The sequence below is a fragment of the Achromobacter sp. 1L-A-4-B-C2 genome (assembly GCF_057291955.1).
In genome coordinates, this window is the sequence record NZ_JBXAWP010000002.1 from 277,108 (window position 1) to 297,337 (window position 20,230).

Sequence of the window (20,230 nt, forward strand, 5' to 3'; positions counted from 1 at the left end):
CTTACCCTCCTGATTGCGCTGGCGCTACCCGCAGCAGTTGCCCCGGCGATGCGTCCGTCAACACATACACATAACCGTCCGGCCCTTGCCGCACGTCACGTATGCGGCTCTTGCGATCCACCAGCAGCCATTCCTGGCCCACGACGCGCTTGCCGTCCAGCGTCAGGCGGATCAAATTCTGATTGCCCAGCGCGCCGATAAAGACGGAATGCTTCCAGGCCGGAAAGCGGTCGGCGTTGTAGAACGCCATGCCGCTGATAGCGGGTGACTTGGCCCACCAGAACAGCGGCGGCTCGGTGCCCGGCGCGGTCTCGCCCTTGGCCTCGGGGATGGGCTGGCCCGAATAGTTGATGCCGTAAGTCGCCAGCGGCCAGCCATAGTTCTTGCCCGGCTGCACCACATTGATTTCATCGCCGCCGCGCGGGCCGTGTTCGTTTTCCCAAAGCTCGCCGGTCCAGGGGTTTATCGCCATGCCCTGCGGGTTGCGATGCCCATACGACCAGATTTCCGGCCGCGCACCGGTCTTGCCCACGAAGGGGTTGTCGTCGGGCACCGAACCATCCAGCTTCAGGCGCACGATCTTGCCTTGCAGCTTGTCCAGGTCCTGCGCCGTGGGGCGCTGGTTGTTCTCGCCCAGCGAGATGAACAGGTGGCCTTTGCCGTCAAACACCAGGCGCGACCCAAAATGCAGACCCGAGGATAGCTTGGGCGCCTGCCGGAACAGCACTTTGAAGTCTTCCAGCGCGGTCGCATCGTCGGATAGCCGGCCACGGCCGACGGCGGTGCCGCTTTTATCACCGTCGGACTCGGCATACGACAAGTACACGTAGCGATCCTTAGCGAAGTCGGGCGACAGCGCCACGTCCAGCAAACCACCCTGCCCGCGCGCCGCCACGTTGGGCACGCCCGCCAGCGGCTTGGACAACCCGCCCGACGTGCGCAACAGACGCAGATTGCCGGGTCGTTCGGTGATCAGCACACCGCCGCCATCGGGCAGGAAAGCCAATGCCCAAGGATGATCCAGCCCCCCGACAACCGCCGTCACGTTCGCCGGCACCGACGCGGGCTCCTGCGCGGCGCGAGCGGGCGTTGCGGCCCAGATGGCGCCGGCCAGTATCAACGTGGAGAAAGCAAAATAGGGAATCGCGCGCGAGCTTGCGGCGGTGCGTGACTGCATGGACATCTCCGGCGGCAACGAGTGGGAATGCGGGCGCGGGTGGCATGACAAGTTGGCGCCAAGCGCGCCGGGGGTGGCGTACCATAGCGCCCAAGGACGGGGGCCCGCCCGTTCTTTCGTTCAGGAGACCCGATCACATGAAACTTTACTACATGCCCGGCGCGTGTTCGCTCGCTTCCCATATTGTTCTGGAGTGGGTGGGCAAGCCCTATGAAACGCATCAATTGAGCCGCGAAGCGCTCAAGGGGCCCGACTTTCTGAAGGTGAATCCGCTGGGCGCCGTGCCCGCATTGAGCGACGGTGACTGGACCCTTACGCAGAACGTAGCCATCCTGGAATACATCGCCGAGCAGGCCCCGCAGGCCAAGTTGCTGGGCGACGGCAGCGCGCGCTCGCGCGCCGATGTCCGCCGTTGGCTGGGCTTCATCAATTCCGACATCCACAAGACCTTCTCGATGATCTTTGGCGCGTCTCGGTTCCTGGGCGATGAAGCCGCGCAGAAAGAGCTGGCGGGTTCGGCGTCCAAGCTGCTGACCAAGCTGTTCGCGCAGCTGGATGCACAATTGGCCGGCAAGCCGTATCTGGCGGGCGACGCGCCTTCCATCGCCGATGCCTATCTGTACGTGGTGCTGCGCTGGGCGCGCGCCAAGGAAATCGACCTGGCCGGCCAGGACAATCTGGCGGCGTTCGAAAAGCGCATGGAAGCCGACAAGGGCGTCCAGGCCGCATTGAAGGCCGAAGGGCTGGCGTAATCCCAAGTCCGCGGTCCTGCGTCCTGCGTCCTGCGTCCGGCGTCCTGCGTACCGCGCCCTGCGAGCCCCGCACCGCGCCGGAAACACTCCGCGCTTGCTCTGAACCCGCCGACAACGGACGCAGTCACGCCGTGTCGGCGGCGCCTTCCAGCTCCAGCGTCTTTTTCACCGCCGCCAAAAACCTGCGCGCCAGCAGCGGCGGCGCGCTCAGGTTCGAATGCGTGGCCCAGATTTCAACGCTGGCCTCGGGTGCGATCGGCCGCAGCACCATGTGCGCGGACTGCTCCGGCGATACGCACCACGCGTCCACCAGCGCCGGCCCCAACCCCTGCTGTACGAACGAACACGCCGTCACCGGCGAATGCACTTCTATGGCGGCGGCATGGCGTGGCCCTGCGCCAAAAAAAGTGACCAGCGCTCGGCCCAGCGGCGTGTCGCGCGGATAGCCGATCCACGCGGCGGATGAAAAATCCTCGGGATGCACCACCTTGTGGCTGGCCAGCGGATGCGCAGCGGGCATCACGCACACCACGGGAACACGCGCCAGCCGGACCGACGTCAAATTGGGATGATCGGGCGGCTGCATGGAAATGCCGATGTCCGCCTGGCCCGATAAAAAGTACGCCGCCAGTTCGTCGAACGTCACGCTGCGGTAGTCCACCCGGGCGTCCGCATTCCGGCCGCGAAAGCGCTCCAGCGCCATCGGAATCAGCCGCTGCCCAAAGCTGGCGCTGGCCACGATCTTCAACATGCCCGCGCCGGATTGGCCCAGGCTGGCGGCAAGGTCGTTCACGCGCTGGATGCCGCCATACACCTGCTCTACTTCCGCATACAGCCGGCGCGCTTCAGCCGTGGGCGACAGGCGGCTTTTGACGCGTTCAAACAAGCGATAGCCCAGCCGGCTTTCCGTCAGCGCCAGCACCCGGCTGACGGCCGGCTGCGACACATGCAGCATGCGGCCCGCGCCGCTGATCGAGCCGGCCATCATGATCGCCCGGAAGACCTCGATCTGACGCAGGTTCAACGGCCGTCCCGCGCTGGGTCCGACCTCGTCCGCATAGCCGTCCGCATCCATTTTTTCTTCCCCTTATCGATAACGGCGGATTATAGGATTGCCACATTTTTCGATGATGCAGCGCCGCAACGCGGGTGTAATCTGCGCCCGTCACCACAACAAAACAAGGGGAATACCACCATGCATCGTCAATTTATCCGCAGCCTGTCCGCGCTGGCCGTCAGCGCCACACTGGTGGCCACCGCATCGGCCGCCAACGGCTATCCCGACAAGCCCATCACATTCGTCGTGCCGTCCGCCGCCGGCGGTTCGCCCGATGTGCTGTCGCGCCTGATCACCACCCAGATCGCCAAGGACACCGGCGCCACGATGGTGATCGAAAACCGTCCCGGCGCGGCCGGCAACATCGGCATTGCGCTGGTCAAGCGCGCCGCCCCGGACGGCTACACGGTGGGCTACGGCAACATCAACACGCTGGCGGTTAACCGCTCGCTGTTCAAGCGCCTGCCCTACGACGTCGACCAGGACCTGACGCCGGTCGCGCATATGTTCGACCTGTACAACGCGCTGATCGTGCCGGCCGAATCGCCCGTCAAAAGCGTGCAAGACCTGATCGACCGCGCCCGCAAGGAACCGGGCCGCTTGTCGTATGGCGCGTCGGGCGTGGGCACCACCGGCCACATGGGCGGCGAACTGTTCAAGAGCATGGCCAAGCTGGACGTCATGTTCATCCCCTACAACGGCGGCCCCGCCGCCATTCAGGACTTGCTGGGCGGTCGCCTGGACTACCTGTTCGTCAACACGTCCGAAGCCGCACCGCTGGTCAAGAGCGGCAAGGTGCGAGCCATCGGCGTCAGCAGCCTGAAGCGCCTGGCGCTGATGCCTGATGTGCCCACGCTGGACGAATCCGGCCTGAAGGGCTATGAAACGGTGGCCTGGGGCGGCGTGGTCGCGCCCAAGGGTACGCCGGCCGACGTCGTTACCAAGCTGAACGCCGCCATCCAGAAAGCCCTGGCCGCACCCGACGTTCGCACCGGCCTGGCCACGCTGGGCGCCGAACCGGCCACGGGCTCGCCGGAAGAGTTCAAGCAGTTGATCGACCGTGAAACCGCCAAGTGGCAGAAGATCATCGACACTGCCGGCATCGAGAAACTGGACTAAGCCTTCATGACGCAGCACACCTTGCAGGCAGACTTCATCGTGGCCGGCGCCACGCTTATCGACGGTTCGGGCGCGCCCGCCCGCCAGGGCGACGTGGCCGTGCTGGGCAAACGCATCGTGGCCGTGGGCAGTTTTGCCCACCCTGCGGGGGTGCCGGTCATCGATGGCCGGGGCCAGGTGCTGGCGCCCGGCTTCATCGATTCCCACACCCACGATGACGGCTACCTGCTGGCGCACCCCGACATGCTGCCCAAGGTGTCGCAGGGCATCACCACGGTGGTGACCGGCAACTGCGGCATCAGCCTGGCGCCGTTGGAATGCGACAGCATTCCCCAACCGCTGGACCTGCTGGGGCCGCCCGAGCTGTTCCGCTTTGGTACGTTTCGCGCGTGGATGGACGCCTTGCGCGACACGCCCGCCGCCGTGAACGTCATTGCGCTGGTGGGCCACACCACCTTGCGCGTGGCCGTCATGGACGACACCTCGCGCCCCGCCGACGACGCTGAGCGCGCCGCCATGCGGGCGCTGCTGCAAGAAGCGCTGGACGCGGGCGCCTTCGGCGTGTCGACGGGAACGTTCTATCCGCCCGCCAGCGCCGCGCCCACCGACGAAATCATCGACGTGTGCCGGCCTTTGCTTCCCGCGCATAACGCGGGCCGGCGCGGCCTGTACGCCACCCACCTGCGCGACGAGGCCGACCATATCGTGCCCGCCATGCAAGAGGCGCTGCTGATCGGCCGTGAACTGGACTGCCGCGTGGTCTTCTCGCACCACAAGCTGGCCGGCGAACGCAACCATGGCCGCACGCGCGAAACGCTGGACCTGATCAACCGCGCCGCCGCCAATCAGCCCGTTTGCCTGGACTGCCATCCCTACCCCGCCACGTCCACGATGCTGCGCCTGGACCGCGCGCGGCTGGCCAGCCGCACGATGATCACGTGGTCCAAAGGCTACCCCGACGCCACGGGCCGCGACTTCAGCGACGTCATGCAAGAGCTGGGCCTGGACGATGAGGCCGCCGTGGCGCGCCTGGCTCCCGCTGGCGCCATCTACTTTTTGATGGACCCCGCCGACGTCAACCGCATTTTTGCGCATCCGCTGACGATGGTCGGTTCGGACGGCCTGCCGTTCGATCCGCACCCGCACCCCCGCCAATGGGGCACCTTCACCAATGTGCTGCGCACGATGGTGCGCGAACAACAGCTACTGTCGCTGGAAGCCGCCATCCACAAGATGACCGGCCTGGCGGCTGACCAATATGGCATCGCCGAACGCGGTCTGCTGCGCCAGGGGTATCATGCTGACCTGGTGCTGTTCGATCCTGCCACGGTAACGGATGTGGCCACTTTTTCAGCTCCCATTCAGGCAAGCCAGGGCATCCACGCGGTGTGGGTCAATGGCCGCCAGGTGTGGGATGGGGAACGGACCACCACGCAACGCCCGGGCCAGGTTTTGACGCCCGGTGATGCCTTAGCCCGGAGTGTATAAAGTGAAGACGTTTTCCCAGGGATGCTACCTGGGTGTATTGGGCGGTATGGGTCCCATGGCCGGCGCGGCCTTTGCCCTACGCCTGGCGGCGCTGACGCCCGCCGCGATTGACCAGCAGCACATCCCCACGCTGCTGCGCAACGATCCCCGCATTCCCGACCGGTCCAGCGCCTACATGGCCGGCGGCGAAAGCCCCCTGCCCCATATGGTCGAAGGCGTGCGCTTTCTGGAACAGGCGGGCGCCCAACTGATCGCCATCCCCTGCAACACGGCGCATCTCTGGTACCACGACATCGCGGCCGCTACCGGCGTACCGGTGCTGCACATCATCCAGGCCGTCATCGACGACCTGCGCCGCCTGGGCTTGCCCGGCGGGCGTATCGGGCTGATGGGCACGGCTGCTACGTTGAAGCTGGGCCTGTACCAGAAGCACTTGCTGGCGCAAGGCTACGAGTGCATCGTGCCGGATGACGACGAGGTCGAACGCTATTGCATGGGTTCGATTCGCGCCGTCAAAGGCAACCGCCTGGAAGACGCGTTCGCGCCCGCCGCGGAATGCATTGCCCGCCTGAAAGCGCGCGGCGCCGACGCCGTGGTGCTGGGGTGCACTGAACTGCCGCTGGCCGTGCCGCACGCGCTGCGCGCCAGTCTGGGCGTGACGCTGACGGACTCCATCGACGCCTTGGCGCGCGCCGCCATCGCGCACTACGAAGCGGATCTGGCCAAGCAGCTGATCGCGGCCTGACCGAAACGGGCGGAAAAAAAAGCGCATCTTTCGATGCGCCCGAATTTCCCTTCGCGGGGAATGTGTCAACGCGGTTCTTATCCGCCCAGGTACGCCTTGCGGACTTGATCGTTGACCAGCAAATTGGCGCCCGTGTCTTGCAACACGACGCGGCCGTTTTCAAGCACATAACCGCGATCGGCCACGCCCAGCGCCTTGTTCGCGTTCTGCTCCACCAGGAATACCGTCACGCCTTGCTCGCGGATTTCGCGGATAATGTCGAAAATCTGCGCAATCACCAGCGGCGCGAGCCCCAGCGTGGGCTCGTCCAGCAGCAGCAGGCGCGGGCGCGTCATCAAGGCGCGGCCGATCGCCAGCATCTGCTGCTCGCCGCCCGACATCAGCCCGGCGCGCTGGGCCGAACGCTCTTTCAAACGCGGGAACAGGCCGTAGACGTGATCGATGCCCTCTTCGATTTCAGCGCGCTTGGAAAAAAAGCCGCCCATCATCAGGTTTTCAGCAACGGTCAGGTCCTTGAACACGCGCCGGCCTTCAGGCGAAATGGCGATGCCATTGCGCATGATGTGGTGCGTGTCCTTGTGGGTGATGTCCTCGCCTTCGAACGTGATCTTGCCTTCACGCGCGCGCGGGTTGCCGCAGACCGTCATCAACAGCGTCGTCTTGCCGGCGCCGTTAGCGCCGATCAAGGTGACGATTTCGCCCTTGTTGACCTCTACCGACACGCCGTTCAACGCCTGGATGGCCCCGTAAAAGGTGTGTATGTTTTCCAGCTTAAGCATCATTCCTCCCCCAGGTACGCTTTGATGACGCGCTCGTCGTTGCGCACCTGCTCGGGGGTGCCGGTGGTGATCGGCTTACCGTGTTCCATGACCAGGATACGGTCGGAAATGCCCATGATCAGGCTCATGTCGTGCTCGATCAGCAGCACCGCCACGCCGAACTCGCGGCGCAGCTGGTCGATCAGCGATTGCAGATCGCGCTTTTCCTGTGGGTTCAGGCCGGCTGCCGGTTCATCCAGCATCAACAGACGTGGCTTGGTGATCATGCAGCGCGCGATTTCCAGACGGCGCTGGTGGCCATAGGCCAGGTTGCCCGCTTCGCGGTTGGCGAATTCGCGCAAACCCATGAAATCCAGCCACTGCGCCGCGCGCGACAGCGCTTCGGCTTCCGACTGTCGATAGCCCTTGAGCTTCAACAAGCCCGGCAGCAGCCGCGATTCCACCTGCGTGTGCTGCGCCACCAGCAGGTTTTCCAGCACGGTCAGCTGCTTGAACAGGCGCACGTTCTGGAACGTGCGCACCAGGCCATGGCGCGCCACCTTGTGGCTGGGCAAACCGGTGATTGGCTTGCCGTCCATGATGATGTCGCCGGCCGTGGGCGCATAGAAGCCGCCCACGCAGTTGAACACGGTGGTCTTGCCGGCCCCGTTGGGGCCGATGATGGCGAAGACCTCGTCGGATTGGACTTCGAACCCCACGCTATCCACGGCCAACAGGCCGCCGAACCGCATGGTGAGCCCGGATACTTTCAGCAATGCCTCGCTCATTTAGACAGCTCCACATGGGGACGCTTCATGGGCAACAACCCCTGCGGACGCCACATCATCATCAACACCATCACCAAGCCGAACATCAGCATCCGGTACTCGGCGAACTCGCGCGCCAGCTCGGGCAGCACGGTCAGCAGGATGGCCGCCAGAATCACACCCACCTGCGAGCCCATGCCGCCCAGCACCACAATGGCCAGGATCAACGCGGATTCGATGAAAGTGAAGGATTCCGGGTTCACCATGCCTTGGCGCGCCGCGAAGAACGCGCCGCCAAAACCGGCGAACGTGGCGCCCAGCGTGAACGCCGACAGCTTGATGCGCGTGGGGTTCAGCCCCAGCGAGCGGCATGCGATTTCATCTTCGCGCAACGCTTCCCAGGCCCGGCCGACCGGCATGCGGATCAGGCGCGTAGACACGGCAAGCGTAATCAGCGCCAACAGCAAGGCCATCAGGTACAGGTAGATCACCATGTGCTGGTTGTTGAACGTCAGCCCGAAGAAGTCATGGAACGTCGTGCCGCCTTCCGTGCTGGCGCGGCGCGTCATTTCCAGGCCAAACACCGTGGGCTTCGGAATACCGGAAATGCCGTCCGGGCCACCCGTCAGCGTGTTCAGGTTGATGAGCAGCAGGCGTATCATTTCGCCAAAGCCCAAGGTCACGATAGCCAGGTAGTCGCCGCGCAGCCGCAGCACCGGAAAGCCCAGCACGAAACCGAACAAGGCCGCCATCGCGCCCGAAAACGGCAGCGCTTCCCAGAAGCTCCAGCCGCCCCAGTGATACAGCAGCGCGTACGTGTACGCGCCCACCGCATAGAAGCCAACAAAGCCCAAGTCCAGCAAGCCGGCAAAACCCACCACGATGTTCAGGCCCAGGCCCAGCATCACGTAGATCAGCACCAGCGTGGCAATGTCAACCGAACTGCGGCCCGAAAAGAATGGCCACACCACCGCTATCGCGAGCAGCAACAGCATCAGCCCCTTGTGGGTCTTGGCGGGCGCCGCCGGCAAGGTCGGCAGCGACGTCTTCAGCTTGCGGAACGGCACGGCGATCCAGGGCCGCAGCAACTGGAAGGCGAACACCACGGCGGCGGCAAGCGCCACCAGCCCCCAGTTCGATTCCATCGATGTGCGCGCGCCCTGACGAATCAGTTGCAGGCCAAACACCGGCGTAACGATAACCGCCGTCAGCACGGCCGCCATCGTGGCGTTTTTAATATTGTTTTTGGACATCAGACTTTTTCCACCTCAGGTTTGCCCAGCAGCCCGGTGGGACGGAACAGCAGAATCAGGACCAGCAGCGAGAACGCCACGATGTCCTTGTACTGTGACGAGATATAGGCAGCCGCGAAGGTCTCGGCCAGGCCCAGCAGCACGCCGCCCAGCATCGCGCCGGGGATGCTGCCGATGCCGCCCAGCACCGCCGCCGTAAAGGCCTTGATGCCGGCCAGAAAGCCGATGAACGGGTTGAGCTTGCCGATGGTGATGGCGATCAGCACACCGCCCACCGCCGCCAGGATCGCGCCCATCACGAACGTGAACGAGATCACGCGGTTGGTGTCGATGCCCAGCAGGTTGGCCATGTGCATGTCTTGCGAGCAGGCGCGCGACGCGCGGCCCATGCGCGAATACTTGATGAACAGCGTCAGGCCGACCATCAGCACCACCGTCACGACGATGATCATGATGCGCGAATACGGCACCGTCACGTCGAAGTCGGATCCCATGTGGAACTGCACGGCGCCGGATACCAGCGAGGGCACAGCCATGTCGCGCGCGCCTTGGCCCAGGGCCACCCAGTTCTGCAGGAAGATCGACATCCCGATTGCCGAGATCAGCGCCACCAGGCGGGGGCTGCCTCGTACGGGGCGGTACGCCACGCGTTCGACCGAGAAGCCGTAGATGCCGGTCACGGTAATGGCCACAAGCAGCATGGCGGCAATGATGAACGGCACCGGCAGCCCGCTATTGGTGCCGATGGACGTCAAGGTGACCAGGCCGACATAGGCGCCGATCATATAGATTTCGCCGTGGGCGAAGTTGATCATACCGATGATGCCGTAGACCATTGTGTAGCCGATGGCGATCAACGCGTAGATCGCGCCCAGAGACAATCCGTTGAAGAATTGCTGGGTAAGTTGGGGTATGAGGTCAGACATTATTCTCTTGCTCCAAATGGTTCCGGCCCCGGTGAGAAGACCCGGAGCCGGAAACCTGGGCGTATTTCATAAGGGCCTGTGGTCACCGCTTGCCGGCCGCACAGCGCTTTTGGCGCATCGCTACGCGGATTACGGCACAACGAAGACGACAGGCCCTACACGCCGGCACCGTGCCGGCGGGATCGCGAGTTTACAGCTGGGTCTTCTTTCCGTCCTTGTCCCACTTGTAGACGGCGAATTCGAAGTTCTTCAAATCGCCCTTGGCGTCGTATTCGACCTTGCCGATGCCGGTGTTGAACGTGGTCTTGTGCATGTAGTCCGCGACCTTGGCGGGATCTTCGCCCACGGCGTTGATGCTGTCGGCCAGGATCTGCACGGCTGCGTACGCGGGCATCTGGAAGGCGCCGTCCGGATCGCGCTTGGCGTCCTTGAAGGCCTTGACGATGCTTTCGTTGCCGGGCAGCTTGGTGAAGTCAGCCGGCAGCGTGACCAAGAGGCCCTCGATGGCCGGGCCGGCAATCGCCACCAGATCCTGGTTGGCGGTGCCTTCCGGACCCATGAACTGAACCTTCAGGCCCTGTTCCCGCGATTGGCGCAGCAGCAGGCCCAGTTCGGGGTGGTAGCCGCCGAAGTAAACCAGGTCCACCCCCGCCGACTTCAGTTTGGTGATGATGGCCGAGTAATCGCTGTCGCCAACGTTGATGCCTTCGAACATCGCCACGTTGACGTTCTGCTTGGCCAGCGCGTCCTTCACTTGCGTGGCCACGCCCGAGCCGTACGTCTGCTTGTCGTGCAGCACGGCAACCTTCTGCGGCTTCAGCGTCTTGGCGATGTACGCGGCGGCGTACGGGCCTTGCTGGTCGTCGCGGCCGATCGTGCGGAAGAAGAAATGCGGCTTGATGGTGTCGGTAACCAGCGGCGACGTGGCGCCCGGGGTGATGCCGACAATGCCCTCTTCCTCGTAGACCTTCACGGCGGCCACGGTCACGCCCGAGCAAGCGTGGGCCACGGCGAACTTGGCGCCGGAGTTGACCACGCGGTTGGCGGCCGGAACGGCCTGCTTGGGTTCGCAACCGTCGTCGATCAGGATGGGTTCAAGCTTCTTGCCCTTGACCCCGCCCTTGGCGTTGATGGTTTCAATGGCGGTCAGGGCGCCGGCCTGGATCTGGTCACCGTATTGGGTGTTGGGGCCGGTCATAGGCTGGGGAATGCCAATCTTGATCGTGTCGGCGGCGTGCGCGGCGCCAGCCAAGGCAAGTGCCCCAAGCGCCATGGCAACCGGGGTAAGGCGATTCAGAAACTTCATGCGGAGTTCTCCAGCGAGGTTTTGAGCGGCTCTGATCGAAACGGTTAGTCGGGTGGATACCCCGCAGTCCGTATCGCGCGTCGCCGGCTTCTTGGGCAAAAACACGGTGTGGGCGGTATTCTGGAAGCAAGCCGCCATACTGTCACTGCGTGTAATCCCCAATATTTAGCGCCAAACGTTTAATCGTGACGGATCAGGTTTGCAAGCCCATGAAATCGCTGGGGAAATCGCGGAATTTACAGGCGGGATGGGGGCTGCTTCGCGCCACCGCTGCCACCTGCGGATATATGAATAATCATTAATACAGCGTTCGAATTACGGGCGGCCTCGCATTTAAATACACTGCTTACGCCGGACTTACGAATAATGATTATCCGATTAATAAAAAAGCGCGTATGGCAAGCGGAGAAACCGCTGTCCATACGCGCTTTTTTTGGCACGGCGAACCGACGTTGCGATCCGGGCCGTTACCTTCAGGCGTTGGCGGGCCTGGCCAGGTTCCACATCAGTGCACGGAACGGCGCCAACATGCTGATATTGACCACGAGCTTGATGGCCAGATCGCCCATCAGCCAGGTTGTCCAGGGCGCACCCGTAGCCGCGAACGCCACGCTGAAGAACACCACCGTATCCAGAATGGCGCCCAACACGCCCGACACCAGCGGCGCACGCCACCAGCGTTGGTCGCGCAGGCGGTCAAACACCTGGATGTCAACCAGCTGCGCGCAGATGTAAGCCAGGCCGGACGCCAGCGCAATGCGCGGCGAGGCCACCCAGAACGACACCACCAATGCGGCCGCAAAGCCGAACCAGACCACGCGCCGCGCGGCGCCCGGGCCAAAACGGCGGTTCAGCACGTCGGTCACCAGGAAGGCGATGGGGTACGACAGCCCGCCCCACGTCAACCAATCGTTAAGCGGCACCTGCACCAGAATGTTGGAGCCCACCACCACCAGCAGCATGCACAACACGGCGATGCCGAATTGCGTGCGGCTCATGGCGGGAAAGCCCCGGCTTGCCTTGATCATTTCCCAAATTCCTCTGCCAGCTCGCCCGACCGGCGGGCCGCGGCGGCCATGGCGTCTTCAACGATGCCGGTGAACCCGGCCGCGCCGAATGCCGCCAGCGCCGCCGCCGTGGTACCGCCCTTGGACGTGACGCGCTCGCGCAGCACGGACAAGGGTTCGTCAGATTCCGCCGCGAGCTTGGTAGCGCCGGCCAGCGTGCCCAAGGCCAACTGCTTGGCTTGGGCTTCGGTCAGACCGACCTTCAACCCGCCGGACACCAGCGCTTCCAGGAACAAGAACACATAGGCCGGCCCGCTGCCCGACAACGCGGTCACGCCGTCCAGCGCGGCGTCGTCGGCCACCCACACCACCTGCCCCACGCTGGACAGCAACTGCGCAGCCAGTTCGCGGTCGGCCTCACCCACGCCGTCCAGCGCGGCCAGGCCAGTCATGCCGGCGCCCACCAGCGCGGGCGTATTGGGCATGCAGCGCACCAGCCGCTTGAACGGCGCGTTGGGGGTGCCGAGCCAGCCGGCCAGGGTGTCGGCGCGAATGCCGGCGGCAACGCTTACCACCAAGGTGTCGTCCCGAAGCCACTGACGTGTGGAAGCCACAACATCTTTCATGTTCTGTGGCTTGACCGCGAACACCCAAACGCGGCACCGCGCCAGGGCTTCGTCGGGAGCCACCGCAGTGGTCATGCCGCGCGCCTGCCACGCCGCGTGGCTATCCTTATTAATGTCAATGACATGGATGTTCCCGGCGGGGCATACTTTGCCGGCAAGACCGGAGGCCAAAGCGGCCGCCATATTGCCGCCGCCAATGAACGCAATCGAAAGTTCGTTTTTCATAGCGCAGCATTGTAATCGGTCAACTACGTTGGGGAAAAAAAAGAAAATGTTCGTTCGCGCCTGAAACGCGCAATTTGACAGGCGTTTGGAGTGATGTGAAAGTCACGGTTTTGTCACAAACAATTCATAAGGTGTCGTGTTTTCCGTGTCCGGACTACCCGGTCACAACACGCCCATCAGGAGGAACTTCACCATGCGATCACACCGTATTGCTTTAACCTTCGCCGCCGTCATGGCTGCGTTCGCGGGCGCGTCCGCGCATGCCGCCACCGAGATCCAGTTCTGGCACTCGATGGAAGGCGCCCTGGGCGACCGCGTCAACGGTCTGGTTGACGAGTTCAACAAGAAGAACCCTGACTACCAGGTCAAGGCGATCTACAAGGGCAACTACGGCGAATCCATGAATGCCGGCATCGCCGCGTTCCGCGCCGGCAATGCGCCGGACATCCTCCAAGTGTTCGAAGTCGGCACCGCCACGATGATGTACGCCAAGGGCGCCATCAAGCCGGTCCAACAGATGTCGGAAGAAGTCGGCAACCCGATCGATCCGAAGGAATTCATCGGCGCCGTGGCCGGCTACTACTCGTCGGCCGACGGCAAGCTGGTGTCGATGCCCTTCAACAGCTCGACCGTTGTCTTCTACTACAACAAGGACGCCTTCAAGAAGGCCGGCCTGGACGCCGACAAGCCGCCCAAGACCTGGGAAGAGCTGGCCGCCGCCGGTCAGAAGCTCAAGGCCGCCGGCCAGGAATGTGGCTACACCACGTCGTGGCCGTCGTGGGTTCAACTGGAAACGTTCTCGGCCTGGCATAACGTGCCGTACGCCACCAAGGACAACGGTTTCGGTGGCCTGGACGCCCGCATCGCGATCAACACCCCGCTGCACGTGCGCCATCTGGAAAACCTGGCCAAGCTGGGCAAGGAAGGCATCTTCATGTATGGCGGTCGCGGCGACGAGCCGAACTCGCTGTTCATCAGCGGCAAGTGCGCCATGATCACCGGTTCGTCGGGCCTGCGCGCCAACATCGCCAAGAACGCCAAGTTCGAATTCGGCACTTCCACCGTGCCCTACTACGCCGACGTGCAAGGCGCCCCGCAGAACACCATCATCGGCGGCGCTTCGCTGTGGGTCTTCGCCAACAAGAAGCCGGAAACCTACAAGGGCGTGACCGCGTTCTTCAAGTTCCTGGCCAGCCCGGAAATCGCGGCTCGCTGGCACCAGCAGACCGGCTACGTGCCGGTCACCAAGGCCGCCTACGAACTGACCAAGAAAGACGGCTTCTATGAAAAGAACCCGGGTACCGAAGTTGGCGTCAAGCAGCTGAACGTCGAAACCACCGCGCAATCGCGTGGTTTGCGCCTGGGCTTCCTGCCGCAGATCCGCGAAATCGAAGACGCTGAAATCGAACGCATCGTGTCCGGCAAGGTTGCGGCCAAGGACGGCGCCGAGAACATCGTCAAGCGCGGCAACGAGTTGCTGGAAAAGTTCGAGAAGAGTGTAAAGTAGCGCCCTTTCCGGGATTCCGTCAGTCGATTGCCTTCGCGCATTTCTCAAGCGTGACAATGACTTAACGGCCAATCCGGATACGAGCGCAAGGCTTAAAGCCCTGGTTTTTTTAGGGCTTTAAGCCTATCGTATTTTTATGAAAGCGGTTTCAAGCGGCGGTTAATCCAACCGCCGCTTTTCTGTACCTTGGGTACCCCCTATGGAAAAACGCGTTGTATTCGGGCATAAGACCCTGCCCTATCTGCTGCTTCTGCCGCAGCTGATCATTACCGTGGTCTTCTTTTTCCTGCCCGCCGGACAAGCCATGTGGCAGTCCATGCGGTTGGAAGACGCCTTCGGTTTGTCGTCCGAGTTCGTCGGCCTCGACAACTTCATGGAACTGTTCTCGCAACAGGCCTACCTTGATTCCTTCCGTGTCACCGCCGTGTTCTCGGTGCTGGTGGCCGTTGTCGGTCTGGGCGTGTCCTTGCTGCTGGCCGTCATGGCCGACCGCGTGATCCGCGGCGCGGGGCTCTACAAGACCCTTCTGATCTGGCCTTACGCCGTGGCGCCCGCCGTGGTCGGCGTGCTGTGGCTGTTCATGTTTTCGCCTTCCGTGGGCATTCTGGCTGTCGCGCTGCGCAAGTCCGGCGTGGACTGGAACCCGCGCCTGGACGGTAACCAGGCCATGATGCTCGTGCTTGTCGCCGCCGTCTGGAAGCAGATCTCGTACAACTTCCTGTTCTTCCTGGCAGGCCTGCAATCGATTCCGCGCTCGCTCATTGAAGCCGCCGCGATCGACGGCGCCAGCCCGGCGCGCCGCTTCTGGAGCATCGTGTTCCCGCTGCTGTCGCCCACCACGTTCTTCCTGCTGGTGGTCAACATCATCTATGCCTTCTTCGACACCTTCGCCGTTGTGGACACCACGACGCAAGGCGGTCCCGGCACGTCGACCTCGATCCTGGTCTACAAGGTGTACAGCGACGGTTTCCGTGGCCTGGACCTGGGTTCGTCCGCTGCCCAGTCGGTCATCTTGATGTTCATTGTGGTTGCCTTGACGGTCGTACAGTTCCGCTACGTCGACCGCAAAGTGCAGTATTGATTTTGTTCGAGGCTAATAACAATGGTTGAACGCCGTCCCTGGCTGGATATTCTGGCCCACTTCATTCTGCTCTGCGGCGTGGCGATGGTGGCATTTCCGCTTTACATCACTTTCGTCGCGTCCACGCAGACTGCTCAGGAAGTGGCGCAAGCGCCGATGTCGCTGATTCCCGGCCCGCACTTTGTCGATAACTACATGCAGGCGCTGTTCGGCGGCTCGTCCGGCGGTTCGTCGGGCGCGCCCGTCGGCCGCATGATGTACGTCAGCCTGATCATGGCGTTGTCGATTTCCATCGGCAAGATCGCGATCTCGCTGCTGTCGGCTTTCGCGGTCGTGTACTTCCGCTTCCCCGGCCGCATGTTCTTTTTCTGGATGATCTTCGTCACGCTGATGCTGCCCGTCGAAGTCCGGATCGCGCCCACCTACAAAGTGGTGGCAGACCTGGGGCTGCTCAATAGCTACGCCGGTCTGACGTTGCCGCTGATCGCCTCGGCCACCGCCACTTTCCTGTTCCGCCAGTTCTTCCTGACGGTGCCGGACGAGCTCATCGAAGCCGCGCGCATCGACGGCGCGGGCCCCGTGCGGTTCTTCTTCGACGTCCTGCTGCCGCTGTCCAAGACCAGCATCGCCGCCCTGTTCGTGATCCAGTTCATCTACGGCTGGAACCAATACTTGTGGCCGCTGCTCATCACCACGCAGGAAGACATGTACCCCGTCGTCATCGGCATCAAGCGGATGATCAGCGGCGGCGACAGCGTGACCGAATGGAACATCACCATGGCCACCGCCATGCTGGCCATGATTCCGCCGGCGCTCGTCGTCATCCTGATGCAGAAATGGTTCGTCAAGGGTCTGGTCGACACTGAAAAGTGACGCTTGCCCGCCCTCGCCTACCCGAACACGACTCCGAACACGAATAAACATGGCTACTCTCAGCTTCCGTAACGTCAAGAAAACCTATGCCGGTAATGTGCCGGTCATCCATGGCATCGACATGGATGTCAAAGACGGCGAATTCATCGTCATCGTCGGCCCGTCCGGCTGCGGCAAATCCACGCTGATGCGCATGGTGGCCGGCCTGGAAACCGTGACCAGCGGCGACATCGTCATCGACGACAAGGTCGTCAACAACCTGGAACCCGCCGAACGCGACATCGCGATGGTGTTCCAGAACTACGCGCTCTACCCGCACATGACCGTGTTTGAAAACATGGCCTATGGCTTGAAGATCCGCAAGTTCTCCAAGGACGAGATCAAGAAGCGCGTTGACATCGCCGCGCAGATTCTTGAACTGGGCCACCTGCTGGACCGCCGCCCGCGCGCGCTGTCCGGCGGCCAGCGCCAACGCGTGGCCATGGGCCGCGCCATCGTGCGTGAGCCCAAGGTCTTCCTGTTTGACGAACCGTTGTCGAACCTGGATGCCAAGCTGCGCGTGGCGATGCGCCTTGAAATCATGAAGCTGCACCGCCGCCTGGGCACGACCAGCCTGTACGTGACGCACGATCAGGTCGAAGCCATGACCTTGGCGCACCGCATGATCGTCATGTACCAAGGCGTGCCCGAGCAGATCGGCACGCCGATGGAAGTGTTCGAAAAGCCCGCCTCGACGTTCGTGGCCGGCTTCATCGGCTCGCCCCCGATGAACTTGATGGAAGTACAGGTGGCAGGCGACGGTACCGTGCAGACGGCCGACGGCACGCCGCTGGAAATCTCGCCGCTGCAAGTGCCCTCGCAAGTGCGCGGCCGCAAGATCATCATGGGCATGCGTCCGGAGCACATGCTGCTGAACACGCAAGGCGTGCCGGCTGAAGTTGAAATGGTCGAGACGCTGGGTTCGGAACAGCTGGTGCACTGCCGCTGCGGCAAGACCACGCTGGTCGTGCGCTGCACGACGCGCCAATTGTCGGAGTCGTCCGCCAAGGTGGGCAACCGCGTCAACGTCGGCCCGGACGGCCGCCACCCGCTGCACTGGTTCGAAGCCGACACCGGTCGCCGCGTACAGGGGCTGTAAGCCTATCGGGGCGCGCCCCCGGCCGGCCATTCGGCCGCCGCGTTCCCCCGCCTGCCCGGCAATAAAAAAACGGACCGCGCGCCTTATGGCTTGCGGTCCGTTTTCTTATGCAGCGGCGGGCTTGCGCCCGCCCGCGCATGACTTCCCGGTATTACTTGCCGGGTATTACTTATAGACGGTCTTGGAACCGTCCTTGTGCCAGGTGAAGACCTCGAACTGGAAGTTCGTCAGGTCGCCCTGCTTGTTCCACGACACCTTGCCGATCGGCGTGTCGAAGGAATTGGCGTGCAGGTACTTGGCAACCTTGGTCGGGTCGTCGCTACCGGCGCCCTTGATGCCGTCGGCAATGACCTGGGTGGCCGTGTAAGCCGTCATCTGGAACGCGCCACCCGCGTTGCGCTTCTTGGCTTCAAACGCCTTGACGATGTCTGCGTTGGCGGCGTTCTGGGTGAAGTCGGCCGGCAGGGTCAGCAACATGCCTTCGACGGCATCGCCGGCAATGGCGTTGATGTCCGGGTTGCCCGCGCCTTCCGGACCCATCCACTTGGCCTTCACGCCTTGCTCGGCGGCCTGGCGCAGCAACAGCCCCATTTCGGGGTGGTAGCCGCCGTAGTAGACGAAGTCCACGCCTTGGGCCTTGAGCTTGGTGATGACGGCCGAGTAGTCGCTGTCGCCGGCATTGACGCCTTCGAAAATCGCGACGGGCACGCCGCCCTTTTCCAGGTCGTTCTTGACGGCGGTGGCGATGCCCTGGCCATACGACTGCTTGTCGTGCAGCACGGCGGCCTTCTTCGGCTTGATCTTTTCCAGCACGAACTTGGCGGCGGCGGGACCTTGCTGGTCATCGCGGCCGATGGTGCGGAAGATGAACTCGTAGTTCTTGCCGTCGGTGACCGCGGGCGCCGTGGCCGACGGTGTCACCATGACCACGCCTTCGTTGTTATAGATATCGGCGGCAGCGATGGTCGCGCCCGAGCACACGTGGCCCACCACGAAACCGATCTTGCTGTTCACGACGCGGTTCGCGGCAACCGGGCCTTGCTTGGGCTCGCAGCCGTCGTCGATCACCACGGCTTCCAGCTTCTTGCCGTTGACGCCGCCCGCGGCATTGATGCGTTCAATGGCGGTATCCACCCCTTCGCGGACCATGTCGCCATATTGCGTAACGGCGCCCGTGGTGGGGCCGACCACGCCGATCTTGATGGTTTGCGCGTGCGCTCCCGCGGCAAACGTCAGGCCAGCGGCGACTCCCAGCGCCGCGATGACCGGGGTCAGACGAAATACTGGCTTCATGAGTGGACTCCTTTAATCGCTTTAATCATTGGTTTTCGTAGCGGGCGGACGCCGGATACCAATAAGTTCACGCCCCGCCACGGTGCTTTTGCACGGCAAGCATACACCGAAAGAATGCGGCTTTTATGCCCATCCGGCCCGACTTCCGGCGGGGTCCGGGCGCGGTGGTGCCGCATCGTGCAAAGCCTTCTTCGATACGCGGCGCCCGCTTCAGCCCGGGCGACGTTTGATAGAAAGGGCTGCCTTCCGGTAGGGCGAGGTCGGACAGGCAGGCCGCATTCCGGGCTGGCCTGGCCTTATACCCGGTGCGGTATATGCAAAAGACGATTTATTCGTTTGAGTTACAAGCGCCGCGCGGCAAGATGGCCGCCATGAGACTCCAACCGATCATCGTCCCCGGATGGAAAAACTCCGGACCCGAGCACTGGCAATCCCGCTGGGCAGCCACGCTGCCCCATGCCGTGCGCATCGAACAACGCGACTGGGAAAACCCGTCGCCCGCCGAATGGGTGTCCACGCTGGCCGCCGAAGTCGACCGCGCGCGCAGCCCCGTCCTGCTGGTAGCGCATAGCCTGGGCTGCCTCATCAGCGCGTCCCTGCCCATCCCCCTGCGCGCCAAAGTCGCCGGCGCGCTGCTGGTCGCCCCGGCCGACGTCGAACGCCCCGACGCCCCCGCCTGCCTGCGCGCCTTCGCACCTATCCCCCGCCAACCCCTGCCCTTTCAAAGCGTGGTCGTGGCCAGCGACGACGACCCCTACTGCCGATTGGAACGCGCGCGCAAGTTTGCCGAGGATTGGGGCAGTCGGGTCGTGGTGCTTTCGGGTGCGGGGCATATCAACGCGGAAAGCGGGCTGGAGGAATGGCCGCAGGGGTTGAAGATATTTGGGGCGCTGAGACGCCGGGCGTCCTGGAGGATCCCGACGCCGGCGAAGAGAATCCCGCCGGTGCCGGCGTGTGGGATATTTTGAACTTGCCTTGATAGATAGACGTAGGTGGTTCGCGGGAAAGCCACGTAACAAAACGGCACAGAATGAACACGGCCGCCAGTAGGCGGCCGTTTGTGGTCCCGATTCAGCTTTTGTCAGACTTGCTGGACGGCTATGTCCGTCCGATCAAATCCCCAAGAGATCCG

The 20,230-nt window shown here is 63.3% G+C and carries 19 protein-coding genes; 9 read left to right on the top strand and 10 right to left on the bottom strand.

What is annotated here, in order from left to right; translation table 11 throughout:
• Position 1: 1 nt before the first annotated feature.
• Positions 2-1,177, bottom strand: coding sequence for a PQQ-dependent sugar dehydrogenase (locus tag AC0Z35_RS08645; protein ID WP_485131780.1), 1,176 nt, complete (start codon positions 1,175-1,177; stop codon positions 2-4).
• Between the two features lie 137 nt (positions 1,178-1,314).
• Here AC0Z35_RS08645 and AC0Z35_RS08650 point away from each other — a divergent pair, with 137 nt between their 5' ends.
• Positions 1,315-1,929: a glutathione S-transferase family protein gene (locus tag AC0Z35_RS08650; protein ID WP_104143932.1), complete on the top strand. Its 615-nt coding sequence runs from the start codon at positions 1,315-1,317 to the stop codon at positions 1,927-1,929.
• A 124-nt stretch (positions 1,930-2,053) separates the two neighbouring features.
• Here the strand turns inward: AC0Z35_RS08650 and AC0Z35_RS08655 are convergent, their stop codons facing one another.
• Entirely contained in the window at positions 2,054-3,004 is a 951-nt protein-coding gene (locus AC0Z35_RS08655; protein ID WP_485131781.1) for a LysR family transcriptional regulator, read from the bottom strand.
• A 120-nt stretch (positions 3,005-3,124) separates the two neighbouring features.
• Between AC0Z35_RS08655 and AC0Z35_RS08660 the strand changes: the two genes are divergently transcribed.
• From AC0Z35_RS08660 to cuyB, 3 genes are read left to right on the top strand one after another with little or no spacing between them, the layout of a single operon-like run.
• The gene (locus tag AC0Z35_RS08660) at positions 3,125-4,105 is read left to right on the top strand and encodes a Bug family tripartite tricarboxylate transporter substrate binding protein (RefSeq protein WP_046806294.1); all 981 of its coding nucleotides are present in this window, start codon (positions 3,125-3,127) and stop codon (positions 4,103-4,105) included.
• Between the two features lie 6 nt (positions 4,106-4,111).
• Positions 4,112-5,593 (top strand): N-acyl-D-amino-acid deacylase family protein, encoded by a 1,482-nt coding sequence (locus tag AC0Z35_RS08665; protein ID WP_485131782.1) that lies wholly within the window; start codon positions 4,112-4,114, stop codon positions 5,591-5,593.
• Position 5,594: 1 nt separating this feature from the next.
• Positions 5,595-6,338 (top strand): cysteate racemase, encoded by a 744-nt coding sequence (gene cuyB / locus AC0Z35_RS08670; RefSeq protein ID WP_219992474.1) that lies wholly within the window; start codon positions 5,595-5,597, stop codon positions 6,336-6,338.
• Positions 6,339-6,415: 77 nt separating this feature from the next.
• Here cuyB and AC0Z35_RS08675 read toward each other — a convergent pair whose 3' ends face one another.
• The 7 genes from AC0Z35_RS08675 to proC form a co-directional block, all read right to left on the bottom strand.
• Positions 6,416-7,117 (bottom strand): ABC transporter ATP-binding protein, encoded by a 702-nt coding sequence (locus tag AC0Z35_RS08675; RefSeq protein ID WP_046806297.1) that lies wholly within the window; start codon positions 7,115-7,117, stop codon positions 6,416-6,418.
• Positions 7,117-7,884 carry a high-affinity branched-chain amino acid ABC transporter ATP-binding protein LivG gene (gene livG / locus AC0Z35_RS08680; RefSeq protein WP_046806298.1) on the bottom strand — a complete coding sequence of 256 codons (768 nt, stop codon included), beginning with the start codon at positions 7,882-7,884 and terminating at the stop codon, positions 7,117-7,119. Before livG ends, AC0Z35_RS08675 begins: the two co-directional genes overlap by 1 nt.
• Complete coding sequence (locus AC0Z35_RS08685) at positions 7,881-9,116, bottom strand: high-affinity branched-chain amino acid ABC transporter permease LivM (RefSeq protein ID WP_485131783.1); 1,236 nt, start codon at positions 9,114-9,116, stop codon at positions 7,881-7,883. Before AC0Z35_RS08685 ends, livG begins: the two co-directional genes overlap by 4 nt.
• Positions 9,116-10,042 carry a high-affinity branched-chain amino acid ABC transporter permease LivH gene (gene livH / locus AC0Z35_RS08690; RefSeq protein WP_006222168.1) on the bottom strand — a complete coding sequence of 309 codons (927 nt, stop codon included), beginning with the start codon at positions 10,040-10,042 and terminating at the stop codon, positions 9,116-9,118. Before livH ends, AC0Z35_RS08685 begins: the two co-directional genes overlap by 1 nt.
• Positions 10,043-10,232: 190 nt before the next feature.
• On the bottom strand, positions 10,233-11,348 hold the full coding sequence (locus AC0Z35_RS08695) for a high-affinity branched-chain amino acid ABC transporter substrate-binding protein (RefSeq protein WP_046806300.1): 1,116 nt from the start codon (positions 11,346-11,348) through the stop codon (positions 10,233-10,235).
• 473 nt (positions 11,349-11,821) lie between these two features.
• Positions 11,822-12,376: a queuosine precursor transporter gene (locus tag AC0Z35_RS08700; protein ID WP_046806301.1), complete on the bottom strand. Its 555-nt coding sequence runs from the start codon at positions 12,374-12,376 to the stop codon at positions 11,822-11,824.
• Entirely contained in the window at positions 12,373-13,206 is an 834-nt protein-coding gene (gene proC / locus AC0Z35_RS08705) for a pyrroline-5-carboxylate reductase (RefSeq protein WP_485131784.1), read from the bottom strand. The genes AC0Z35_RS08700 and proC overlap by 4 nt, the downstream gene beginning before the upstream one ends.
• 193 nt (positions 13,207-13,399) lie before the next feature.
• Between proC and ugpB the strand changes: the two genes are divergently transcribed.
• The 4 genes from ugpB to AC0Z35_RS08725 all read left to right on the top strand — a co-directional run bounded on the left by ugpB (position 13,400) and on the right by AC0Z35_RS08725 (position 17,805).
• Positions 13,400-14,713: a sn-glycerol-3-phosphate ABC transporter substrate-binding protein UgpB gene (gene ugpB / locus AC0Z35_RS08710; protein WP_046806303.1), complete on the top strand. Its 1,314-nt coding sequence runs from the start codon at positions 13,400-13,402 to the stop codon at positions 14,711-14,713.
• Positions 14,714-14,912: 199 nt separating this feature from the next.
• Positions 14,913-15,794, top strand: coding sequence for a sn-glycerol-3-phosphate ABC transporter permease UgpA (gene ugpA / locus AC0Z35_RS08715; protein WP_046806304.1), 882 nt, complete (start codon positions 14,913-14,915; stop codon positions 15,792-15,794).
• Positions 15,795-15,815: 21 nt separating this feature from the next.
• Positions 15,816-16,667 carry a sn-glycerol-3-phosphate ABC transporter permease UgpE gene (gene ugpE, locus AC0Z35_RS08720; RefSeq protein ID WP_046806305.1) on the top strand — a complete coding sequence of 284 codons (852 nt, stop codon included), beginning with the start codon at positions 15,816-15,818 and terminating at the stop codon, positions 16,665-16,667.
• A 49-nt stretch (positions 16,668-16,716) separates the two neighbouring features.
• Positions 16,717-17,805, top strand: a complete 1,089-nt coding sequence (locus AC0Z35_RS08725) for a sn-glycerol-3-phosphate import ATP-binding protein UgpC (protein ID WP_046806306.1) — start codon at positions 16,717-16,719, stop codon at positions 17,803-17,805.
• Between the two features lie 165 nt (positions 17,806-17,970).
• Here AC0Z35_RS08725 and AC0Z35_RS08730 read toward each other — a convergent pair whose 3' ends face one another.
• Complete coding sequence (locus tag AC0Z35_RS08730; RefSeq protein WP_046806307.1) at positions 17,971-19,098, bottom strand: branched-chain amino acid ABC transporter substrate-binding protein; 1,128 nt, start codon at positions 19,096-19,098, stop codon at positions 17,971-17,973.
• Between the two features lie 371 nt (positions 19,099-19,469).
• Here AC0Z35_RS08730 and AC0Z35_RS08735 point away from each other — a divergent pair, with 371 nt between their 5' ends.
• Positions 19,470-20,066, top strand: a complete 597-nt coding sequence (locus AC0Z35_RS08735) for an RBBP9/YdeN family alpha/beta hydrolase (protein ID WP_120157478.1) — start codon at positions 19,470-19,472, stop codon at positions 20,064-20,066.
• Positions 20,067-20,230 lie beyond the last annotated feature (164 nt).